Annotated in this window: 16 protein-coding genes; 6 read left to right on the top strand and 10 right to left on the bottom strand. The window is 63.1% G+C overall.

Annotation, left to right across the window (positions count from 1 at the left end):
- Window positions 1-8: 8 nt before the first annotated feature.
- The 6 genes from hfq to LOY22_RS02410 form a co-directional block, all read right to left on the bottom strand.
- Window positions 9-269 (bottom strand): RNA chaperone Hfq, encoded by a 261-nt coding sequence (hfq, locus tag LOY22_RS02435; protein ID WP_010221594.1) that lies wholly within the window; start codon window positions 267-269, stop codon window positions 9-11.
- 96 nt (window positions 270-365) lie between these two features.
- A complete protein-coding gene (gene miaA, locus LOY22_RS02430) occupies window positions 366-1,337 on the bottom strand; it encodes a tRNA (adenosine(37)-N6)-dimethylallyltransferase MiaA (RefSeq protein WP_258596124.1) in 972 nt (323 codons plus the stop codon).
- Between the two features lies 1 nt (window position 1,338).
- Window positions 1,339-3,240 (bottom strand): DNA mismatch repair endonuclease MutL, encoded by a 1,902-nt coding sequence (mutL, locus tag LOY22_RS02425; RefSeq protein WP_045193737.1) that lies wholly within the window; start codon window positions 3,238-3,240, stop codon window positions 1,339-1,341.
- Complete coding sequence (locus tag LOY22_RS02420) at window positions 3,237-4,661, bottom strand: N-acetylmuramoyl-L-alanine amidase (protein WP_213602626.1); 1,425 nt, start codon at window positions 4,659-4,661, stop codon at window positions 3,237-3,239. The genes mutL and LOY22_RS02420 overlap by 4 nt, the downstream gene beginning before the upstream one ends.
- A 3-nt stretch (window positions 4,662-4,664) precedes the next feature.
- A complete protein-coding gene (gene tsaE, locus LOY22_RS02415; protein WP_045193739.1) occupies window positions 4,665-5,135 on the bottom strand; it encodes a tRNA (adenosine(37)-N6)-threonylcarbamoyltransferase complex ATPase subunit type 1 TsaE in 471 nt (156 codons plus the stop codon).
- Window positions 5,123-5,983 carry an NAD(P)H-hydrate dehydratase gene (locus LOY22_RS02410; protein ID WP_258596116.1) on the bottom strand — a complete coding sequence of 287 codons (861 nt, stop codon included), beginning with the start codon at window positions 5,981-5,983 and terminating at the stop codon, window positions 5,123-5,125. The genes tsaE and LOY22_RS02410 overlap by 13 nt, the downstream gene beginning before the upstream one ends.
- 62 nt (window positions 5,984-6,045) lie before the next feature.
- Here LOY22_RS02410 and queG point away from each other — a divergent pair, with 62 nt between their 5' ends.
- On the top strand, window positions 6,046-7,143 hold the full coding sequence (gene queG, locus LOY22_RS02405) for a tRNA epoxyqueuosine(34) reductase QueG (protein WP_258596114.1): 1,098 nt from the start codon (window positions 6,046-6,048) through the stop codon (window positions 7,141-7,143).
- Window positions 7,144-7,189: 46 nt separating this feature from the next.
- Here queG and LOY22_RS02400 read toward each other — a convergent pair whose 3' ends face one another.
- Both LOY22_RS02400 and orn read right to left on the bottom strand, forming a co-directional pair.
- Window positions 7,190-7,801, bottom strand: a complete 612-nt coding sequence (locus LOY22_RS02400; RefSeq protein WP_038997454.1) for a trimeric intracellular cation channel family protein — start codon at window positions 7,799-7,801, stop codon at window positions 7,190-7,192.
- 100 nt (window positions 7,802-7,901) lie between these two features.
- Window positions 7,902-8,444: an oligoribonuclease gene (gene orn / locus LOY22_RS02395; protein WP_045193742.1), complete on the bottom strand. Its 543-nt coding sequence runs from the start codon at window positions 8,442-8,444 to the stop codon at window positions 7,902-7,904.
- 91 nt (window positions 8,445-8,535) lie between these two features.
- Here orn and rsgA point away from each other — a divergent pair, with 91 nt between their 5' ends.
- Both rsgA and LOY22_RS02385 read left to right on the top strand, forming a co-directional pair.
- Window positions 8,536-9,567: a small ribosomal subunit biogenesis GTPase RsgA gene (rsgA, locus tag LOY22_RS02390; RefSeq protein ID WP_093376733.1), complete on the top strand. Its 1,032-nt coding sequence runs from the start codon at window positions 8,536-8,538 to the stop codon at window positions 9,565-9,567.
- A 258-nt stretch (window positions 9,568-9,825) separates the two neighbouring features.
- Window positions 9,826-10,308 (top strand): TIR domain-containing protein, encoded by a 483-nt coding sequence (locus LOY22_RS02385; RefSeq protein ID WP_045193744.1) that lies wholly within the window; start codon window positions 9,826-9,828, stop codon window positions 10,306-10,308.
- Window positions 10,309-10,375: 67 nt separating this feature from the next.
- On the opposite strand, the gene motB is transcribed toward LOY22_RS02385, so the two are convergent.
- Together motB and motA are read right to left on the bottom strand one after the other, a co-directional pair.
- Window positions 10,376-11,398 (bottom strand): flagellar motor protein MotB, encoded by a 1,023-nt coding sequence (gene motB, locus LOY22_RS02380; RefSeq protein ID WP_258596104.1) that lies wholly within the window; start codon window positions 11,396-11,398, stop codon window positions 10,376-10,378.
- Window positions 11,399-11,401: 3 nt separating this feature from the next.
- Window positions 11,402-12,253, bottom strand: coding sequence for a flagellar motor stator protein MotA (gene motA, locus LOY22_RS02375; RefSeq protein WP_038997459.1), 852 nt, complete (start codon window positions 12,251-12,253; stop codon window positions 11,402-11,404).
- 131 nt (window positions 12,254-12,384) lie between these two features.
- On the opposite strand from motA, the gene LOY22_RS02370 reads away from it, so the two are divergent.
- The 3 genes from LOY22_RS02370 to asd are packed head-to-tail and all read left to right on the top strand — an operon-like array spanning window position 12,385 to window position 15,649.
- Complete coding sequence (locus LOY22_RS02370; protein ID WP_258596102.1) at window positions 12,385-13,920, top strand: HDOD domain-containing protein; 1,536 nt, start codon at window positions 12,385-12,387, stop codon at window positions 13,918-13,920.
- 46 nt (window positions 13,921-13,966) lie between these two features.
- Window positions 13,967-14,776 carry a rhodanese-like domain-containing protein gene (locus LOY22_RS02365; protein ID WP_093376749.1) on the top strand — a complete coding sequence of 270 codons (810 nt, stop codon included), beginning with the start codon at window positions 13,967-13,969 and terminating at the stop codon, window positions 14,774-14,776.
- 9 nt (window positions 14,777-14,785) lie between these two features.
- Window positions 14,786-15,649 carry an archaetidylserine decarboxylase gene (gene asd / locus LOY22_RS02360; protein ID WP_045193749.1) on the top strand — a complete coding sequence of 288 codons (864 nt, stop codon included), beginning with the start codon at window positions 14,786-14,788 and terminating at the stop codon, window positions 15,647-15,649.
- Window positions 15,650-15,695 lie beyond the last annotated feature (46 nt).

Raw genomic sequence — 15,695 nt, 5'->3', positions numbered from 1 at the left:
GACTCCTATCAGGCGTTACCTGGCTCAGCGTCGCCTTGCTCGGATTCGGTTGCGCTAGGCAGACGGATCGGACGCACAGGGACAACTGTCGAGATGGCGTGTTTGTAAACCATCTGGCTGACGGTGTTCTTCAGCAGAATCACGAACTGGTCGAAGGATTCGATCGTGCCTTGCAGCTTGATGCCGTTAACCAGATAGATCGAAACCCCAACTTTTTCTTTTCTCAAAGTATTCAAGTAAGGGTCTTGTAGCGAATGCCCTTTTGACATATGCCGCACTCCTGTAAGGATCAATAGTAAAAAAATCAAAGAAAAACTGATGGCTCAAGCCGCCCCACCCCAAGGATAGACGGCAATTGCAAGGACTCAGCTCAATATGGAGACCGATCCAAGGTATTTCAAGGTGCGAGACAGATTGTCGCAGTCCAGGCTGTCCAGCCAGTGCAGGTCAGCCCAACTACGCAACCAGGTGAACTGCCGCTTCGCCAGTTGGCGAGTGGCAATAATGCCGCGCTCCTGCATTTCAACTGAAGTCAACTTGCCATCAAGGTGATCCCAGACCTGGCGATAACCAACCGCCCGTATAGACGGCAGCCCCGCGTGCAAGTCACTTCTGGCTCGCAGCAATCGGACCTCGTCAACGAAGCCCTGTTCCAGCATTTGCCCGAATCGTAGCGCAATCCGCTCGTGCAGTATGTGCCGATCGGTTGGCGCAATGGCCAGGCTGGCGACAGTATAGGGCAATTGTCCCGCTGCGGACGCGCCTGCGGCGCTACTTTGCGCGGATTGACGCTGACGATGTTCGGTCATTGTCAGGCCGCTGACCCGGTAAACCTCCAGCGCGCGGATCAGCCGCTGCGGGTCATTGGGATGAATACGCGCCGCCGACTCCGGGTCGACCGCCGCCAGTTGCTGGTGCAGGGCGTGCAAACCCAGGCGCTGAACCTGCTCTTCGAGCTCGGCACGCACGTGCGGGTCGGCCGCCGGCATGTCCGCCAGGCCTTCGAGCAATGCCTTGTAATAAAGCATGGTGCCGCCGACCAGCAGCGGAATCTTGCCGCGCGCGGTGATCTCGGCCATGGCCTCCAGGGCATCACGACGAAAATCGGCGGCCGAATAGCTTTCGGCCGGGTCGAGGATGTCGATCAGCCGGTGCGGATGGGCGGCGAGGATCTCTTTCGACGGCTTGGCGCTGCCGATGTCCATGCCACGGTAGACCAGCGCCGAATCGACACTGATCAGCTCGCACGGCAACACCTTGGTCAGTTCGATGGCAAGGTCGGTCTTGCCCGCCGCAGTCGGGCCCATCAGGAATATCGCGGGGGGGTTGCCGCTCATGTCATCGACCGCGCAAGAACAGTTTGTCCAGATCGTCCAGGCCCATCTGGGTCCAGGTCGGCCTGCCATGGTTACATTGACCGCTACGCTCGGTGTTTTCCATATCGCGCAGCAGGCCGTTCATTTCAGCGATGGCCAGGCGCCGGTTGGCGCGGATGGCGCCGTGGCAGGCCATGGTTCCGAGCAGTTCGTTCAGGTGTGCCTGAATGCGGTCGCTGGTGCCGTACTCCATCAGGTCGGCCAGTACGTCCTGGACCAGGCGGTTGGCCTCGGCCTGCTTGAGCAGCGCCGGAATCTGCCGTATCGCCAGGCTTTCCGGGCCCAGGCGCTGCAACTCGAAGCCCAGGCGCTGGAACCACTCGGCGTGCTCTTCGGCGCAATCGGCTTCGCGCTGGCTCAAGGCCAGGGATTCGGGCACCAGCAGCGGCTGGCCGCTGAGGCCTTCGCTGGCCATGGCCACCTTGAGGCGCTCGTACATGATCCGCTCATGGGCGGCATGCATGTCCACCAGCACCAGGCCGACGGCGTTTTCAGCCAGGATATAGATGCCCTTGAGCTGGGCCAGGGCATAGCCCAGCGGCGGGATGTCGCCCTGGCCTTCGGGCAAGGCTGGCGGTGCTGCCTCGGCCAGCGGCGCGAAAAATTCCCGGTACACACCCTGGGCCTCGGCCGCAGGCAAGGCCTGGGTCGGCCTTGGCGTGTACTGGTATTGATAACCGGCGCCACTGCCATTGCTGCCCACGGACGGGCGCAGGCCCGGTTCAGCGGGCGGCTGCTCCAGCAGATTGGCGGCCAGGCGCATCTCGCCCTGGGGGCCGAATTCACCGGCCTGAATACCGCTCGGGCGGACGATCTCGCTGCTGGCAGCGGGCGCGGCCAGTTGGTCTTCCGGGCGTACATCGGCCAGGGCGCGGTGCAGGGTGCCGTACAGAAAGTCATGGACCATGCGCCCGTCACGAAAGCGTACTTCGTGCTTGGTCGGGTGCACGTTGACGTCGACACCGGTAGGGTCGACCTCGAAAAACAGCACGAAAGTCGGGTGCCGGCCGTTGAACAGCACATCACGGTAGGCCTGGCGCACGGCGTGGGCGACCAGCTTGTCGCGCACCGCGCGGCCGTTGACGAAGAAGTACTGCAGATCAGCCTGGCTGCGCGAGAAGGTCGGCAACCCGACCCAGCCCCACAGGTGCAGGCCGTTGCGCTCGACCTCGATCGGCAGTGCCTGCTCGAGGAAACCCGGGCCGCAGATTGCCGCGACACGGCGAGCGCGCGCGGTATCGTCATGGGCTTCATGCAGGCTGAGGATGCTCTTGCCGTTGTGGCGCAGGTGAAAGCCGACGTCGAAGCGCGCCAGCGCCAGGCGGCGGATCACTTCCTGCAGGTGATCGAATTCGGTTTTCTCGGTCTTGAGGAACTTGCGCCGTGCCGGGGTATTGAAGAACAGGTCACGCACTTCCACCGAGGTACCGACCGGATGCGCCGCCGGCTGCACCCGCGGGGCCATGTCGCGGCCTTCGGTTTCCACCTGCCAGGCCTGTTCGGCGTCGCGGGTACGCGAAGTCAGGGTCAGGCGAGCGACCGAGCTGATCGACGCCAGCGCTTCACCGCGAAAACCCAGGCTCATGACCCGCTCAAGGTCTTCCAGGTCGCGGATCTTGCTGGTGGCGTGGCGGGCCAGGGCCAGCGGCAAGTCGTCGGCAGCGATACCACCACCGTCGTCGCGAACGCGCAGCAGCTTGACGCCGCCCTGCTCAACCTCTACATCGATGCGCTTGGCACCGGAATCGAGGCTGTTTTCCAGCAGTTCCTTGATCACCGAGGCCGGGCGTTCGACCACCTCACCGGCGGCAATCTGGTTGGCCAGCCGCGGGCTGAGCAGCTCGATCCGGGCACTGCTGCTCATTGCTGGGCCGCCAGTGCCGTGGTCGGGATGTTCAGGTGCTGGCCGACTTTCAGTTCATCGGTCTTCAGGCTGTTGGCACTGCGCAGGCTGGCGACGCTGACCTGATAACGCACGGCGATCATCGCCAGGGTCTCGCCCGGGCGCACCGAGTGCTCGCGCGGGCCCTGGGCGATCTTGCCGCTGTCACGCAACCAGGCCACATAGGTGCCCGGCGGCGGGTTCTGCTGGAAGAACTGACGTACGCCACTGTGAATCGAACGCGCCAGCGACTGCTGGTGGCTTGGGGTGGCCAGCTTGGCCGCCTCGTTGGCGTTGGAGATAAAGCCGGTTTCCACCAGGATCGACGGGATGTCCGGCGATTTCAGCACCATGAACCCGGCCTGCTCGACGCGCTGCTTGTGCAGCGGGGTGATGCGGCCCATGTTGCCCAAAACCTTCTGGCCGACATTGAGGCTGGAGCTCAACGAAGCGGTCATCGACAGATCAAGCAGCACGCCGGCGAGCATGCGGTCCTTGTCATCGAGACTGACGTTACCGGCGCCACCGATCAGGTCGGAGCGGTTTTCGCTATCGGCCAGCCAGCGTGCGGTTTCCGAGGTAGCGCCGCGATCGGACAGGGCGAACACCGAGGCACCGAAGGCGGCCTTGGACGGTGCGGCGTCGGCGTGGATCGAGATGAACAGGTCGGCGCCCTTCTTGCGGGCAATCTCGGTGCGTTTGCGCAGCGGGATGAAGTAATCGCCGGTACGGGTCAGCTCGGCGCGAAAGCCCTTCTCGGTGTTGATCTGGCGCTGCAGTTCCTTGGCGATGGCCAGGACGATGTCTTTTTCATGCTGGCCGCGCGAACCGGAGGCACCCGGGTCTTCACCGCCGTGACCGGCATCGATGGCGATGACGATGTCACGTTTGCCATTGGGCACCGGGGTCAGCTTGATCGCCGGTTGCGCCGGCGTGACCGGTACCGCAGGGGTGGTTGCCACCGGCGGTGTGGGCGGTGGCGGCGCGGCATCGGCTTCCTGGTCGAACAAGTCGACTACCAGGCGGTTACCGTACTGGGCATTGGGCGCCAGGGTGAAGCTCTTGGGCGTCACCGACTTTTTCAGGTCGACCACCACGCGCAGGTCGGTCGGCGTACGCTGGGCCGAGCGCACGCTGGTAATCGGGGTATTGGAGGTGGACACCGACAACGGCGCAGCCAGGGTCGCGCCATTTATGTCGATCACCAGGCGGTCCGGGGCGGTCAAGGTAAACACGCTGTGCTGCACAGGGCCCGAGAGGTCGAAGACCAGCCGTGTGTTATCGGGCGCTCGCCATAAACGCACACTTTTGACTTGCGTGACGGCCAGAGCGTTAACGGTCACTACCGTAAGCAGCAGTCCTACGACAGAAACCAGTGCGCGAATGCGCATACCTATCCCCATTTTCTATTTGAATTCCAAGGCCAGAGCGGCACACCAGGCTTCGCCACGTGCCCCCTGCGGCGACAGGTTGAGCGAACGACCGCCCGCCTGGGGGCTTATGGTAATGGTCAGGTCGGGCTTTGGCAAAATGCCTGCCCCTTTTTGCGGCCACTCGAACAGGCACAAGGCGTCACCTTCGAAATAATCGCGGATGCCCATGAATTCCAGCTCCTCCGGATCGACCAGGCGATAAAGGTCGAAGTGGAAGGCACGAACATCACCAATCTCGTACGGTTCAACCACAGTAAAGGTAGGACTTTTTACCGCACCTTGGTGCCCAAGGCCGCGAATAATGCCCCGCGACAGGGTGGTCTTGCCGGCCCCCAGGTCCCCTTCAAGAAAAATCACGCCGTGGCCTTTGGTCACTTCGGCAATACGCTTGCCCAAATTCACCATGGCCTCTTCATCGGCCAAAAACAGGGTTATGCCAGACACGCTGAATGTTCCTCCAATAACTGACGAATTGCCGGGACCATGTCGCTGGCGGCCAGGCCACGGCCCTGCGCGCCTAGGCGCTCGCCGGCGCAGGCATGCAGCCAGACGCCCAGACAGGCCGCGTCCCAGGCCGACATGCCCTGGGCCAGCAAAGCGCCGAGCACGCCGCTGAGCACATCGCCCAGACCGGCGCCGGCCATGGCCGGATGACCACGCGAGCACAGCGCCAACTGCCCGGCCGGATCGGCGACCAGGGTGCCGGCGCCTTTGAGCACGCATACGACCGCGTATTTGCGCGCGAGTTTGCGCGCCGCCCCGGGCCGGTCGGCCTGTACCGCTTCGGTCGATACACCGAGCAGGCGCGCAGCCTCGCCCGGGTGCGGGGTAATGATGCTGCCCTTGGGCAGCGGCAAGGGTTGGCGCGCCAGCAGGTTGAGGGCATCGGCGTCCCACACTTGAGGCAGTGGGCTGCTGGCCACCGCCGACAACAAGCTGCGCCCCCAGGCCGCCTGGCCCAGGCCTGGACCTGCCACCAGCACCGAGGCCCGCTCGATCGGCGCCATCAGCTGGTTGGCCGAATGCACGCCCAGGCTCATCACCTCGGGCAGGCGGGCCATGGCCGCAGGCACATGCTCAGGCCGGCTGACCAGCGATACCAGACCGGCGCCGCAGCGCAACGCCGCTTCGGCGCTGAGCAGCACCGCGCCGCCAGTGCCGCGATCACCACCCACCACCAGCACATGGCCGAAGTCGCCCTTATGGGCGTCAGCAGAACGTGGCGCCAAGGGCGCAAGGGTGACGCTGGTGAGCCGATGGGGCTCGTTTGCGGGGTGTTTGGTCTGAGGCATGGGTCAAAGGCTCTGATGTCTGGCAGAATTATACGCACCTGAGTCCGTATTGCCTTATTCCCATGTCTGCTTCTGCCCCCGATCTACCTGCGCTGGCCCAATCGATCAAGGATTGGGGCCGAGAGCTCGGTTTTGCCCATGTCGGCATCACCGGGGTGGACCTGGGCGAGCATGAAAAACATCTGGAACGCTGGCTCGAGGCGGGCTACCACGGCGAAATGGATTACATGGGCGCCCACGGCAGCAAGCGCTCGCACCCCGATGAGCTGGTGCCCGGCACCTTGCGCGTGGTGTCGCTGCGCATGGACTACCTGCCGGGCGACACGCGCATGGCCCAGCAGCTGGCGCATCCAGAAAAAGCCTACATCTCCCGCTACGCCCTGGGTCGCGACTACCACAAGCTGGTGCGCAAACGCGTGCAGCACCTGGCCGAGCGCATCCAGAAGGATATCGGCCCGTTCGGCTTCCGGGCCTTCGTCGACAGCGCCCCGGTGCTGGAAAAGGCCATTGCCGAGCAGGCTGGCCTGGGCTGGATCGGCAAGAACACCCTGCTGCTCAACCGCAAGGCCGGCAGTTACTTCTTTCTTGCCGAGCTGTTTGTCGACATGCCGCTGCCGGTCGACCCGCCGCAGGCCAGCGAACACTGCGGCCGCTGCAGCGCCTGCCTGGACATCTGCCCGACCCAGGCCTTTGTCGGCCCCTATGTGCTGGATGCCCGGCGCTGTATCTCGTACCTGACCATCGAACTGAAAAGCGCGATCCCGGAAGATCTGCGACCGTTGATCGGCAATCGGGTATTTGGCTGCGATGACTGCCAGATCGTCTGCCCATGGAACCGCTTCGCCCGACCGAGCGGTGAAAACGACTTCAAGCCCCGGCACAACCTCGACAGCGCCGGGCTTGCCGAGCTGTTCATGTGGGATGAACAGACCTTCCTCGACAGCACTGAAGGCTCGCCGCTGCGCCGTGCCGGCTATGAGCGCTGGTTGCGCAACCTGGCGGTGGGGCTTGGCAATGCGCCGTCGACCATCCAGGTACTGGAGGCGCTCAAGGCGCGGCAGGATTTTCCGTCGGAGCTGGTGCGTGAGCATGTGCAGTGGGCGCTGGCGCAGCACGCCATGAAAGCAGCGGCAAGCGCCAAGCCACAAGCGTCAAGCTGATCGCCTCGACTTGCAGCTTGTGGCTTGGCACTTGCCGCTTAAGCCTTCAATGCTCGTCGTTGTAATGAAACTTGGGCATTTCCCAGTGGAAGCGAATCGCCAGCAGGCGTAGCAGGAAGCCGCCGAACAGGGTCAGCAGAATCGCCTGCTCGCCTGGCACATTGAAGTACACGCAGCCCAGGTAAAACCAGGCCGCGGCGAACGACACACTGGCATACAGCTCCCGACGGAAGATCAGCGGAATATCGTTACAGAAGATATCCCGGAGGATCCCGCCGAACACCCCGGTGATTACCCCGCTGATCGACGCCACCAGCATGCCCTGGCCCATTTCCAGCGCGGTCATGCAGCCAATCAGGGTAAAGGCCACCAGCCCCAGGGCATCGAGCACCAGGAACAGCGAGCGCAAGTGGCGCATCAAAGGCGCGATAAAGATCGTCATCAGCGCTGCGAAACTGGTCAGCACCAAGTATTCCGGGTGCTTGACCCAGGTCAGCGGGTAATGCCCCAGCAGCACGTCGCGCACCGAACCACCGCCCAGGGCGGTGATGCAGGCGATCAGCACCACGCCGAACCAGTCCATGCCGCGGCGCCCGGCAGACAGCGCGCCAGTCATGGCTTCGGCAGTGATAGCAATGAGGTAGAGCATCAACAACATGGCGCAGATCCGTGCAAAGGGGCGCGCAGTCTAACCAGTTGCCACAGGCACCAAAAGGGGGCGCCGCGCGGATTGTCTGTACAAGCCGGCGGCGTTGCGATCAGAACTTGATGAAGTGCTGGCGATAGTGGCGCAGTTCGTTGATCGACTCGCGAATATCGTCCAGCGCCAGGTGGGTGCCGCCCTTCTTGAAGCTGTCACGCACTTCAGGGGCCCAGCGTGCTGCCAGCTCCTTGAGGGTCGAGACGTCGAGGTTGCGGTAGTGGAAGTAGTTTTCCAGGCTGCGCATGTGGCGATAGAGGAAGCGGCGGTCCTGGCAGATGCTGTTGCCGCAGATCGGCGACTTGCCCTTTGGCACCCACTGTTCCAGGAAGGCGATGGTCTGCGCCTCGGCTTCGGCCATGCTGACGCGGCTGTCCTTGACCCGCTGGGTCAGGCCGGAGGCGCCGTGGGTGCGGGTGTTCCACTCGTCCATGCGCGCCAGCACCTCGTCACTGTGGTGAATGGCGATCACCGGGCCTTCGGCCAAGGTATTGAGGTCGCTGTCGGTGACGATGGTGGCCATTTCGATAATGACGTCTTGATCCGGATCCAGACCGGTCATTTCCAGGTCGATCCAGATCAGGTTCTGTGGGTTCTGCATGATTCTGCTCCTCGGTAGGTGCGCAGTTTAGCCTAGTGGAGCGTGCTAAACTCCCCGCGGTTAAATATTGCATCCCGAACACGGAACCTTCATGGCCAAACGCCAGCTCAATCGACGCCAGAACTGGCGCATCGAAAAAATCCAGGGTGAACGCGCTGCCCGCGCCGCCAAACGCGAACAACAGACCCTGAAGGAGCTCGAAGGCGGTGACCTCGGCCCGGAGCAAATGGGCCTGGTCATCGCTCACTTTGGCGTGCAGGTCGAAGTCGAAGCCCAGGACGGCGACGTTGCCGGCCAGGTGTTCCGTTGCCACCTGCGGGCCAACCTGCCGGCGCTGGTCACCGGCGACAAGGTAGTCTGGCGCGCCGGCAACCAGGGTATTGGCGTGATTGTCGCGCAGATGCCGCGCCATACCGAGCTGTGCCGCCCGGACAGCCGTGGCCAGCTCAAACCGGTAGCGGCCAACGTCGACCTGATCGTGATCGTCTTCGCCCCGGCGCCGGAACCCCATGCCAACCTGATCGACCGCTACCTGGTCGCGGCCGAGCATGCCGGCATCCGCCCCTTGCTGCTGCTGAACAAGGCCGACCTGATCGACGAGCAGAACGCTCCGGCGCTCAATGCATTGCTGGCAGTTTACCGCCAGCTTGGCTACCCGTTGCTGGAAGTGTCGGCGCACCACGGCAACGGCATGGAGCAACTGCAGGCCCAGCTTGACGGCCATATCAGCGTGTTCGTCGGTCAGTCCGGGGTTGGCAAGTCGTCGCTGGTCAACAGCCTGCTGCCCGAGGTTCAGACCCGCGTCGGCGATCTGTCGGAATGGTCCGGCCAGGGTACTCACACCACCACCACCGCCCGTCTTTACCACTTCCCCGGTGGTGGCGAGCTTATCGACTCCCCGGGCATCCGCGAATTTGGCCTGGGCCACGTCAGCCGCGCCGATGTCGAAGCCGGCTTTATCGAGTTCACCGACCTGCTCGGCACCTGCCGCTTTCGCGACTGCAAGCACGACCGCGAGCCGGGTTGTGCACTGCTCAAGGCCCTCGAAGACGGCCGCGTGCAGCAGCAACGGATGAACAGCTACCGCTCGATCATCGCCAGCCTGCCGCAAGACACTTACTGAAACATCTGAGGCCCGGAAACGGGCCTCAAACGGTTCAAAGTAGGACTCATCCGTAGGATTTATTACCCAGCAAAGCAGGAAGCATCTGCTTTGCTGGTCGTACCTTGCTGTGCGAAAGACTTTCGCTGATTGTCACCTTTCAAGATTCGCCGCCATGAAGCGAATCGACCCCATGCCCTGCGTATGAAAGGAATCAACCATGACAATTCAGCTATTGCGCATCAACGCCACTCCCTCCAGCGTGGGAGGGCACTTCTGATGCCAGTCTTTATCAGTTATCGCCACAGCGAACGCCTGGACGCCTTCATCATCAATGAGCGGCTCAAGCTTGAAGGCATCAATACCCAGCTGGACCTGTTCGACAGCGAGGCCCAGCAGACCACCGACGACATCAGCGGAATCATCCGCCGCAACATCAGCCAGTGCACCCACCTGATTGCCGTGCTCGCACCGGAAACCGCCGAGGCCTGGTGGGTGCCCTTCCAGCTTGGCGCCGCCACTCTAGTCAATCGCCGGGTAGCCTTTTACCAGTGCGGCGAGGCCACGCTGCCGGGGTATCTGGAGAAGTGGCCAACCATGACCAACCGCGAACACATCGACCTCTACGTACGCGCCTACCATGACGAGCAAACCTTCAAGCGCTCGATCGACAGCGAAGCCTGCGAGGCCAATGCCACCAACCGCTCCAACGCCGACTTCTTCCATGCCGACCTCAAGGCCAAGATCCGCCGCGGCTTTTAGCCTGTAGCGCCAAGCAAAACGCCCGTGGGCATCGCTGCGCACGGGCGTTTTTTTTCAGCCAGCAGGCTTACTGCTTGTTTTCGTCCATCTTCAATACACCGTCTTCGAAGATGTTCAGCTTCTGGCGCAACTCCCGTGGCTGCATCGGCTCGGGCTCGGCCGCCGGGGCTGGCTCCGGGGTCGCCCCTGGAGCCGGAGTCGCGGCGCCTGGCTGGCCGGCTTCGGGGGCGGCAGGCTGGGTCTGCTCGCCTTCGATGGTGCGCTGGGCCTTCTTGGTCAGGACGATGATGTCGATCCGACGGTTGACCGGGTTGAGCGGGTTTTGCCGGTCGAACAGCGACGACGAGGCATAGCCGACCACCCGCGCCACCTGGGTATCCGGGTAGCCACCGGCGACCAGCGCGCGGCGTGCGGCATTGGCGCGGTTGGCCGACAGTTCCCAGTTGCCGAAGTCGCCGGTGCCGGCGTATGGCTTGGCATCGGTATGGCCACTGATGCTGATCTTGTTCGGCACCGCCTTGATGGTGTCGGCCATGGCCAGCAGGATGTCCTCGAAGTACGGCTGCAGGCGCGCGCTGCCAAGGTCGAACATTGGCCGGTTCTCGGCATCCATGATCTGGATGCGCAGCCCGTCCTGGGTGATCTCAAAGAGGATCTGGTCCTTGAACTTCTGCAGTTGCGGGTTCTCTTCAACCTTGTTCTGCAGCTCCTGCAGGAGCAACTCGAGGCGCTCGCGCTCAACCTGCTCGGCCATGTTCTCGACCGTATTCTGGTCGATCGGGATGCTGGACTCAGGCGTTGGCTCGGACTTTTCTTCCGGGTTGATGGTTTTTTCCGGGGCGAGCTGGGGCGAACCGCCCAGGTCGATGATGTACGGCGTGCCGCTTTCGGAAAAGCCGATCGGGTCCTTGAAGTAGCCGGCAATGGCGATCTTCTGCTCCGGTGTGGCCGTCGACAGCAGCCACAGCACCAGGAAGAACGCCATCATCGCCGTAGCGAAGTCGGCGAAGGCAATCTTCCAGGCGCCACCGTGGTGGCCGTCGCCAAAGCGCTTGATGCGCTTGACGATAATGGGCTGATTGTTCTCCATGGCTTAGCGACCGCGAACTGCTTGTTCCAGCTCGGCGAAGCTCGGGCGGTGGGCCGGGAACAGCACCTTGCGCCCGAATTCCACGGCCAGCGATGGCGGCATGCCCGAGGCCGAAGCCACCAGCGAGGCCTTGATCGCCTCGTAGACGTTCAGCTCTTCCTTGGCGTCATGGCGCAGGGAAGTGGCCAGCGGGCCGAAGAAGCCGTAGGCGGCGAGAATACCGAAGAAGGTACCGACCAACGCCGCACCGACGTGCAGGCCGATCGACTTCTGGTCGCCATCGCCCAGCGAGGCCATGGTCACTACGATACCCAGTACCGCGGCAACGATACCGAAGCCGGGCATGCCGTCGGCGATGCCGGTCACGGCATGGGACGGGTGCTCGAGCTCTTCCTTCATGCTCAGCAGTTCCATGTCGAACAGGCCCTCAAGCTCGTGCGGGGCCATGTTGCCAGTGGACATGATGCGCAGGTAGTCACAGATGAACGCAGTCATGCGTTCATCACCCAGTACCGCCGGGTACTTGGCGAAAATCGGGCTGGCAGCGGCGTCTTCGATATCGGCTTCGATCGCCATCATGCCTTCGCGACGGGATTTGTTGAGAATCTCGTAGACCAGGCCCAGCACCTCGATATAGAAGGTGTGGGTAAAGCGCGTGCCGAACATCTTCAGCGACTTCTTGATTACATGCATGGTCATGTAACCAGGGTTGGCCTGGAGGAACGCACCGAAAGCAGCACCACCGATGATCAGCACTTCGAAAGGCTGGATCAGGGCCGCAATCTTGCCGTGGGAAAGTACATATCCGCCGAGCACACTCGCGAATACGACGATGATGCCGATAATTTTAGCCATAGATAGAAAGCACTTACTGTCGTGGTCAGGGTCGTGAGCGGAAGTTAAAAAAACTCTTCTTCTACTTATCGGCAGAACTGCGCCAGACTATAGTCAGTCAAGGCGAAAAGCCAGTTCGGCCTACCTCCAGCATGCCTATTGAAACCATCGTGCCAAGTCAAACACCAAAAACACTCGATGCCTGGGTCAAGCTCCTCGATAGCGTGCGCCTGCCGGTTCCGCTGGCCAGCTACGAACGGGTCAAAGCCGCCATTGGCGACAGCCGCCGCTCGTTGCGCGACATCGCCGAACTGATGCAGGACAGCCCGGCACTGGTGCTCAGCGTCATGCGCGAGGCCAACCACCACAGCAATACCGGCCTGGGCGAACCGGCCGAGAGCCTGGAGATCGCCCTCAACCGCCTGGGGCTGGCGCGTACCGCAGAACTGCTGGAGCGCCTGCCGGCGCTGCCCGAAGCCGAAATTGCCCCGACCCTGCGTCAGCTGCAGCTGGTCAGCCAGCACGCCAGCCAGCAGGCCAACGGCCTGTTCGCCAGCCGCCTGGCGCGGCTGTGGCAGGAAATCCATTGGGGCAGCCTGCTGTTTCTGTCACCGCTGTGGCCCCTGGCGCTGACTCACCCCAAGCTCCTCGATGAGTGGGAGCTGCGTGTGGTGCACAAAGGCGAATCGGCACTGCGGGTGGAACAAGAGCTGTTCGGCGTGCGGGTCATGAGCCTGTGCAAGGCCCTGGCCGAACACTGGCGCCTGCCGGACTGGGTAACGCGCGGTTACCATTTACTTCAGGAGGAGCGCCGGCTACTGGCCCAGGCAATCCTCATCGCCCGTGACCAGGACAGCCTGCACCAGCAGCAGCGCCTGGACGATCAACCAAGCCTGCGCCGCTGGTTCAACCAGCCGGCCAATACCGTGCTGCTGGCCAACGGCCTGGCCCTGGCCTCGCAGGTTGGCTGGACCAATGCCCATGTGCAGCGCTGGCAACTGCTCACCAGCCTTTACCTGCAAACGCCGCTGGATGATGTCCAGCAACTGGTGCACCAACAAGCGGCAATCAGCGCCCGTCATCACGCCTGCCCTGGCCTGTTCCACCCGGCCGAGGCGCTGCTCTGGCCATGGCACCAGCACCGCCTGCATCAGGGCCAGATCGCCCCGCCAACGCCTTCGGCCCAGGCCCTGGGCACCTGGCGCAAACTCTGCGGGGAGCTGCTGACCGAGCCCAGCCCGTTCAGCAATGCTATCCACCTGACGACGTTGGCTCGCGACGCGCTGGTCGCCTGCGGCATGCAGCGGGTGATGCTGCTGATGACCGACAAGACCCTGAGCCAGCTGCGCGTCCACCAGATTGCCGGCCTGCCGGCGGAAGCCGCCAGCCTGGTGCTGCCGATTGAACAAAGCAAACTGCTGCAACGGTTGCTGAGCAAAGCGGCGCAACTGCGCCTGACCCCGGAAAACCACGCGCAGTTCTCAGCCCTGCTGCCGCCCAGCCTGCGCGCCCTGTTTCGCAGCGAACACGTGCTGCTGCGCTCGCTGTCGAGCAATGGCCGGGTGGTGATGCTGCTGGTCGCCGACCAGGGCGGCAAGCCGTTGGCGGACGTCAGCGTGCAAGCCTTCGGCAAAACCGCGCAATGCATCGAGCGGGCCCTGACCGCCTTCAGCAACCGCAGCGCCTGAGCCATGCGCTACAATCGCCCCCTCTGTTCCGCCCTGGAGACTCTGGATGACTGACTTTTCTGGCCTGCCCCTGGTTATCGAGCCGGCAGACCTGCTAACCCGCCTGGATGCGCCAGAGTTGATCCTGGTCGACCTAACCAGCCCCAACCGCTATGCCAGCGGGCATATTCCGGGGGCGCGCTTCGTCGACTTCAAGCGCACCCAGCTAGGCCAGCCTCCTGCGCCGGGCCTGTTGCCGGCCAAGGCCGACCTGGAAAAACTCTTCGCCGAGCTCGGCCATAACGCCAATGCGGTCTATGTGGTCTATGACGACGAGGGCGGCGGCTGGGCCGGGCGTTTCATCTGGTTGCTGGATGTAATCGGTCACTCCCGTTACCACTACCTCAACGGCGGTGTCCACGCGTGGCCAGCGAGCAACCTCAACACTGAAGTACCCGACGCTGCCAGCGGCACGGTCAACCTGACCCTGCACGAAGAGCCTACGGCCACCCGCGAATACCTGCAAAGCCGCCTCAACGCTGCCGACCTGGTGATCTGGGACGCGCGCAGCCCGGCCGAATACCGCGGCGAGAAAGTTCTCGCAGCCAAGGGCGGGCACATTCCCGGCGCAGTCAATTTCGAATGGACCGCCGGCATGGACCTGAACGATCACCAGCGCATCCGCAAGGACATGCCCGAGATCCTCGAGCAGCTGGGCATCAGCAAAGACAAGGAAGTGGTCACCCACTGCCAGACCCACCACCGATCCGGCTTTACCTACCTGGTGGCCAAGCATCTGGGCTACCCTCGGGTCAAAGCCTACGCCGGATCCTGGGGCGAATGGGGCAACCACCCCGACACCCCTGTCGAAGTTTAAGGAAACCCAATGAAATCCCGCTTGTTTATCATCAGCCAGTACCTGCTGCCCCACCACCTGCTCTCGCGCCTGGCCGGCTGCGTTGCCGAATGCCGCGTGCGCTGGTTCAAGAACGCCTTCACCAGCTGGTTCGCCAAGCGCTACCAGGTGGACATGTCCCAGGCCCTGGTCGAAGACGTTACTGCCTACGAGCACTTCAACGCCTTCTTCACCCGCGCCCTCAAGCCCGGTGCACGTCCGCTGGATGAAACCCCGGGGGCAATCCTCTGCCCGGCCGACGGCGCCGTTAGCCAGCTCGGCCCTATCGAGCACGGCCGCATCTTCCAGGCCAAGGGCCACAGCTTCAGCGCCCTCGAGCTGCTGGGTGGCGATCCGGCCAATGCCGCGCCGTTCATGGGTGGCCAGTTCGCGACCATCTACCTGTCGCCCAAGGACTACCACCGCGTGCACATGCCGCTGGCCGGCACCTTGCGCGAGATGATCTACGTACCGGGCCGGTTGTTCTCGGTCAACCAGACCACTGCCGAAAACGTTCCGGAGCTGTTCGCCCGCAACGAGCGCGTTGTCTGCCTGTTCGACACCGAGCGCGGGCCGATGGCCGTGGTACTGGTGGGTGCGATGATCGTCGCCTCGATCGAAACCGTCTGGGCCGGCCTGGTAACGCCACCCAAGCGTGAACTGAAGACGGTGCGCTACGACGAAGCCAGCCGCGCGCCGATCCACCTGGAAAAAGGCGCGGAGCTGGGCCGTTTCAAACTCGGTTCGACGGCCGTGGTGCTGTTCGGGCCAGAGCAGGTGAAATGGGCCGAAGAGCTCGGCGCCGGCTCTGCGGTGAGCATGGGCGAGCGCCTGGCACTGCCGGCACAGGCCTGAAACTGAAAAAGCCCGCAGCGATGCGGGCTTTTTTGTACCTGTGGGA

This window comes from Pseudomonas sp. B21-035, assembly GCF_024748945.1.
In the GTDB taxonomy this organism is placed as follows: Bacteria; Pseudomonadota; Gammaproteobacteria; order Pseudomonadales; family Pseudomonadaceae; genus Aquipseudomonas.
Note: the sequence above shows the minus strand (reverse complement) of the source record. Positions and strands in the feature narration are given on the sequence as shown.

What these genes read in the sequence shown, in the direction of transcription:
- asd (WP_045193749.1), top strand. Translation starts at nt 14,786, where the DNA reads ATGAAATCCCGCTTGTTTATCATCAGCCAGTACCTGCTGCCCCACCAC.
- LOY22_RS02420 (WP_213602626.1), bottom strand. Translation starts at nt 4,661, where the DNA reads ATGGGGATAGGTATGCGCATTCGCGCACTGGTTTCTGTCGTAGGACTG.
- queG (WP_258596114.1), top strand. Translation starts at nt 6,046, where the DNA reads ATGTCTGCTTCTGCCCCCGATCTACCTGCGCTGGCCCAATCGATCAAG.
- motA (WP_038997459.1), bottom strand. Translation starts at nt 12,253, where the DNA reads ATGGCTAAAATTATCGGCATCATCGTCGTATTCGCGAGTGTGCTCGGC.
- LOY22_RS02365 (WP_093376749.1), top strand. Translation starts at nt 13,967, where the DNA reads ATGACTGACTTTTCTGGCCTGCCCCTGGTTATCGAGCCGGCAGACCTG.
- orn (WP_045193742.1), bottom strand. Translation starts at nt 8,444, where the DNA reads ATGCAGAACCCACAGAACCTGATCTGGATCGACCTGGAAATGACCGGT.
- LOY22_RS02370 (WP_258596102.1), top strand. Translation starts at nt 12,385, where the DNA reads ATGCCTATTGAAACCATCGTGCCAAGTCAAACACCAAAAACACTCGAT.
- LOY22_RS02410 (WP_258596116.1), bottom strand. Translation starts at nt 5,983, where the DNA reads ATGCCTCAGACCAAACACCCCGCAAACGAGCCCCATCGGCTCACCAGC.
- LOY22_RS02385 (WP_045193744.1), top strand. Translation starts at nt 9,826, where the DNA reads ATGCCAGTCTTTATCAGTTATCGCCACAGCGAACGCCTGGACGCCTTC.
- mutL (WP_045193737.1), bottom strand. Translation starts at nt 3,240, where the DNA reads ATGAGCAGCAGTGCCCGGATCGAGCTGCTCAGCCCGCGGCTGGCCAAC.
- miaA (WP_258596124.1), bottom strand. Translation starts at nt 1,337, where the DNA reads ATGAGCGGCAACCCCCCCGCGATATTCCTGATGGGCCCGACTGCGGCG.
- motB (WP_258596104.1), bottom strand. Translation starts at nt 11,398, where the DNA reads ATGGAGAACAATCAGCCCATTATCGTCAAGCGCATCAAGCGCTTTGGC.
- LOY22_RS02400 (WP_038997454.1), bottom strand. Translation starts at nt 7,801, where the DNA reads ATGTTGTTGATGCTCTACCTCATTGCTATCACTGCCGAAGCCATGACT.
- hfq (WP_010221594.1), bottom strand. Translation starts at nt 269, where the DNA reads ATGTCAAAAGGGCATTCGCTACAAGACCCTTACTTGAATACTTTGAGA.
- rsgA (WP_093376733.1), top strand. Translation starts at nt 8,536, where the DNA reads ATGGCCAAACGCCAGCTCAATCGACGCCAGAACTGGCGCATCGAAAAA.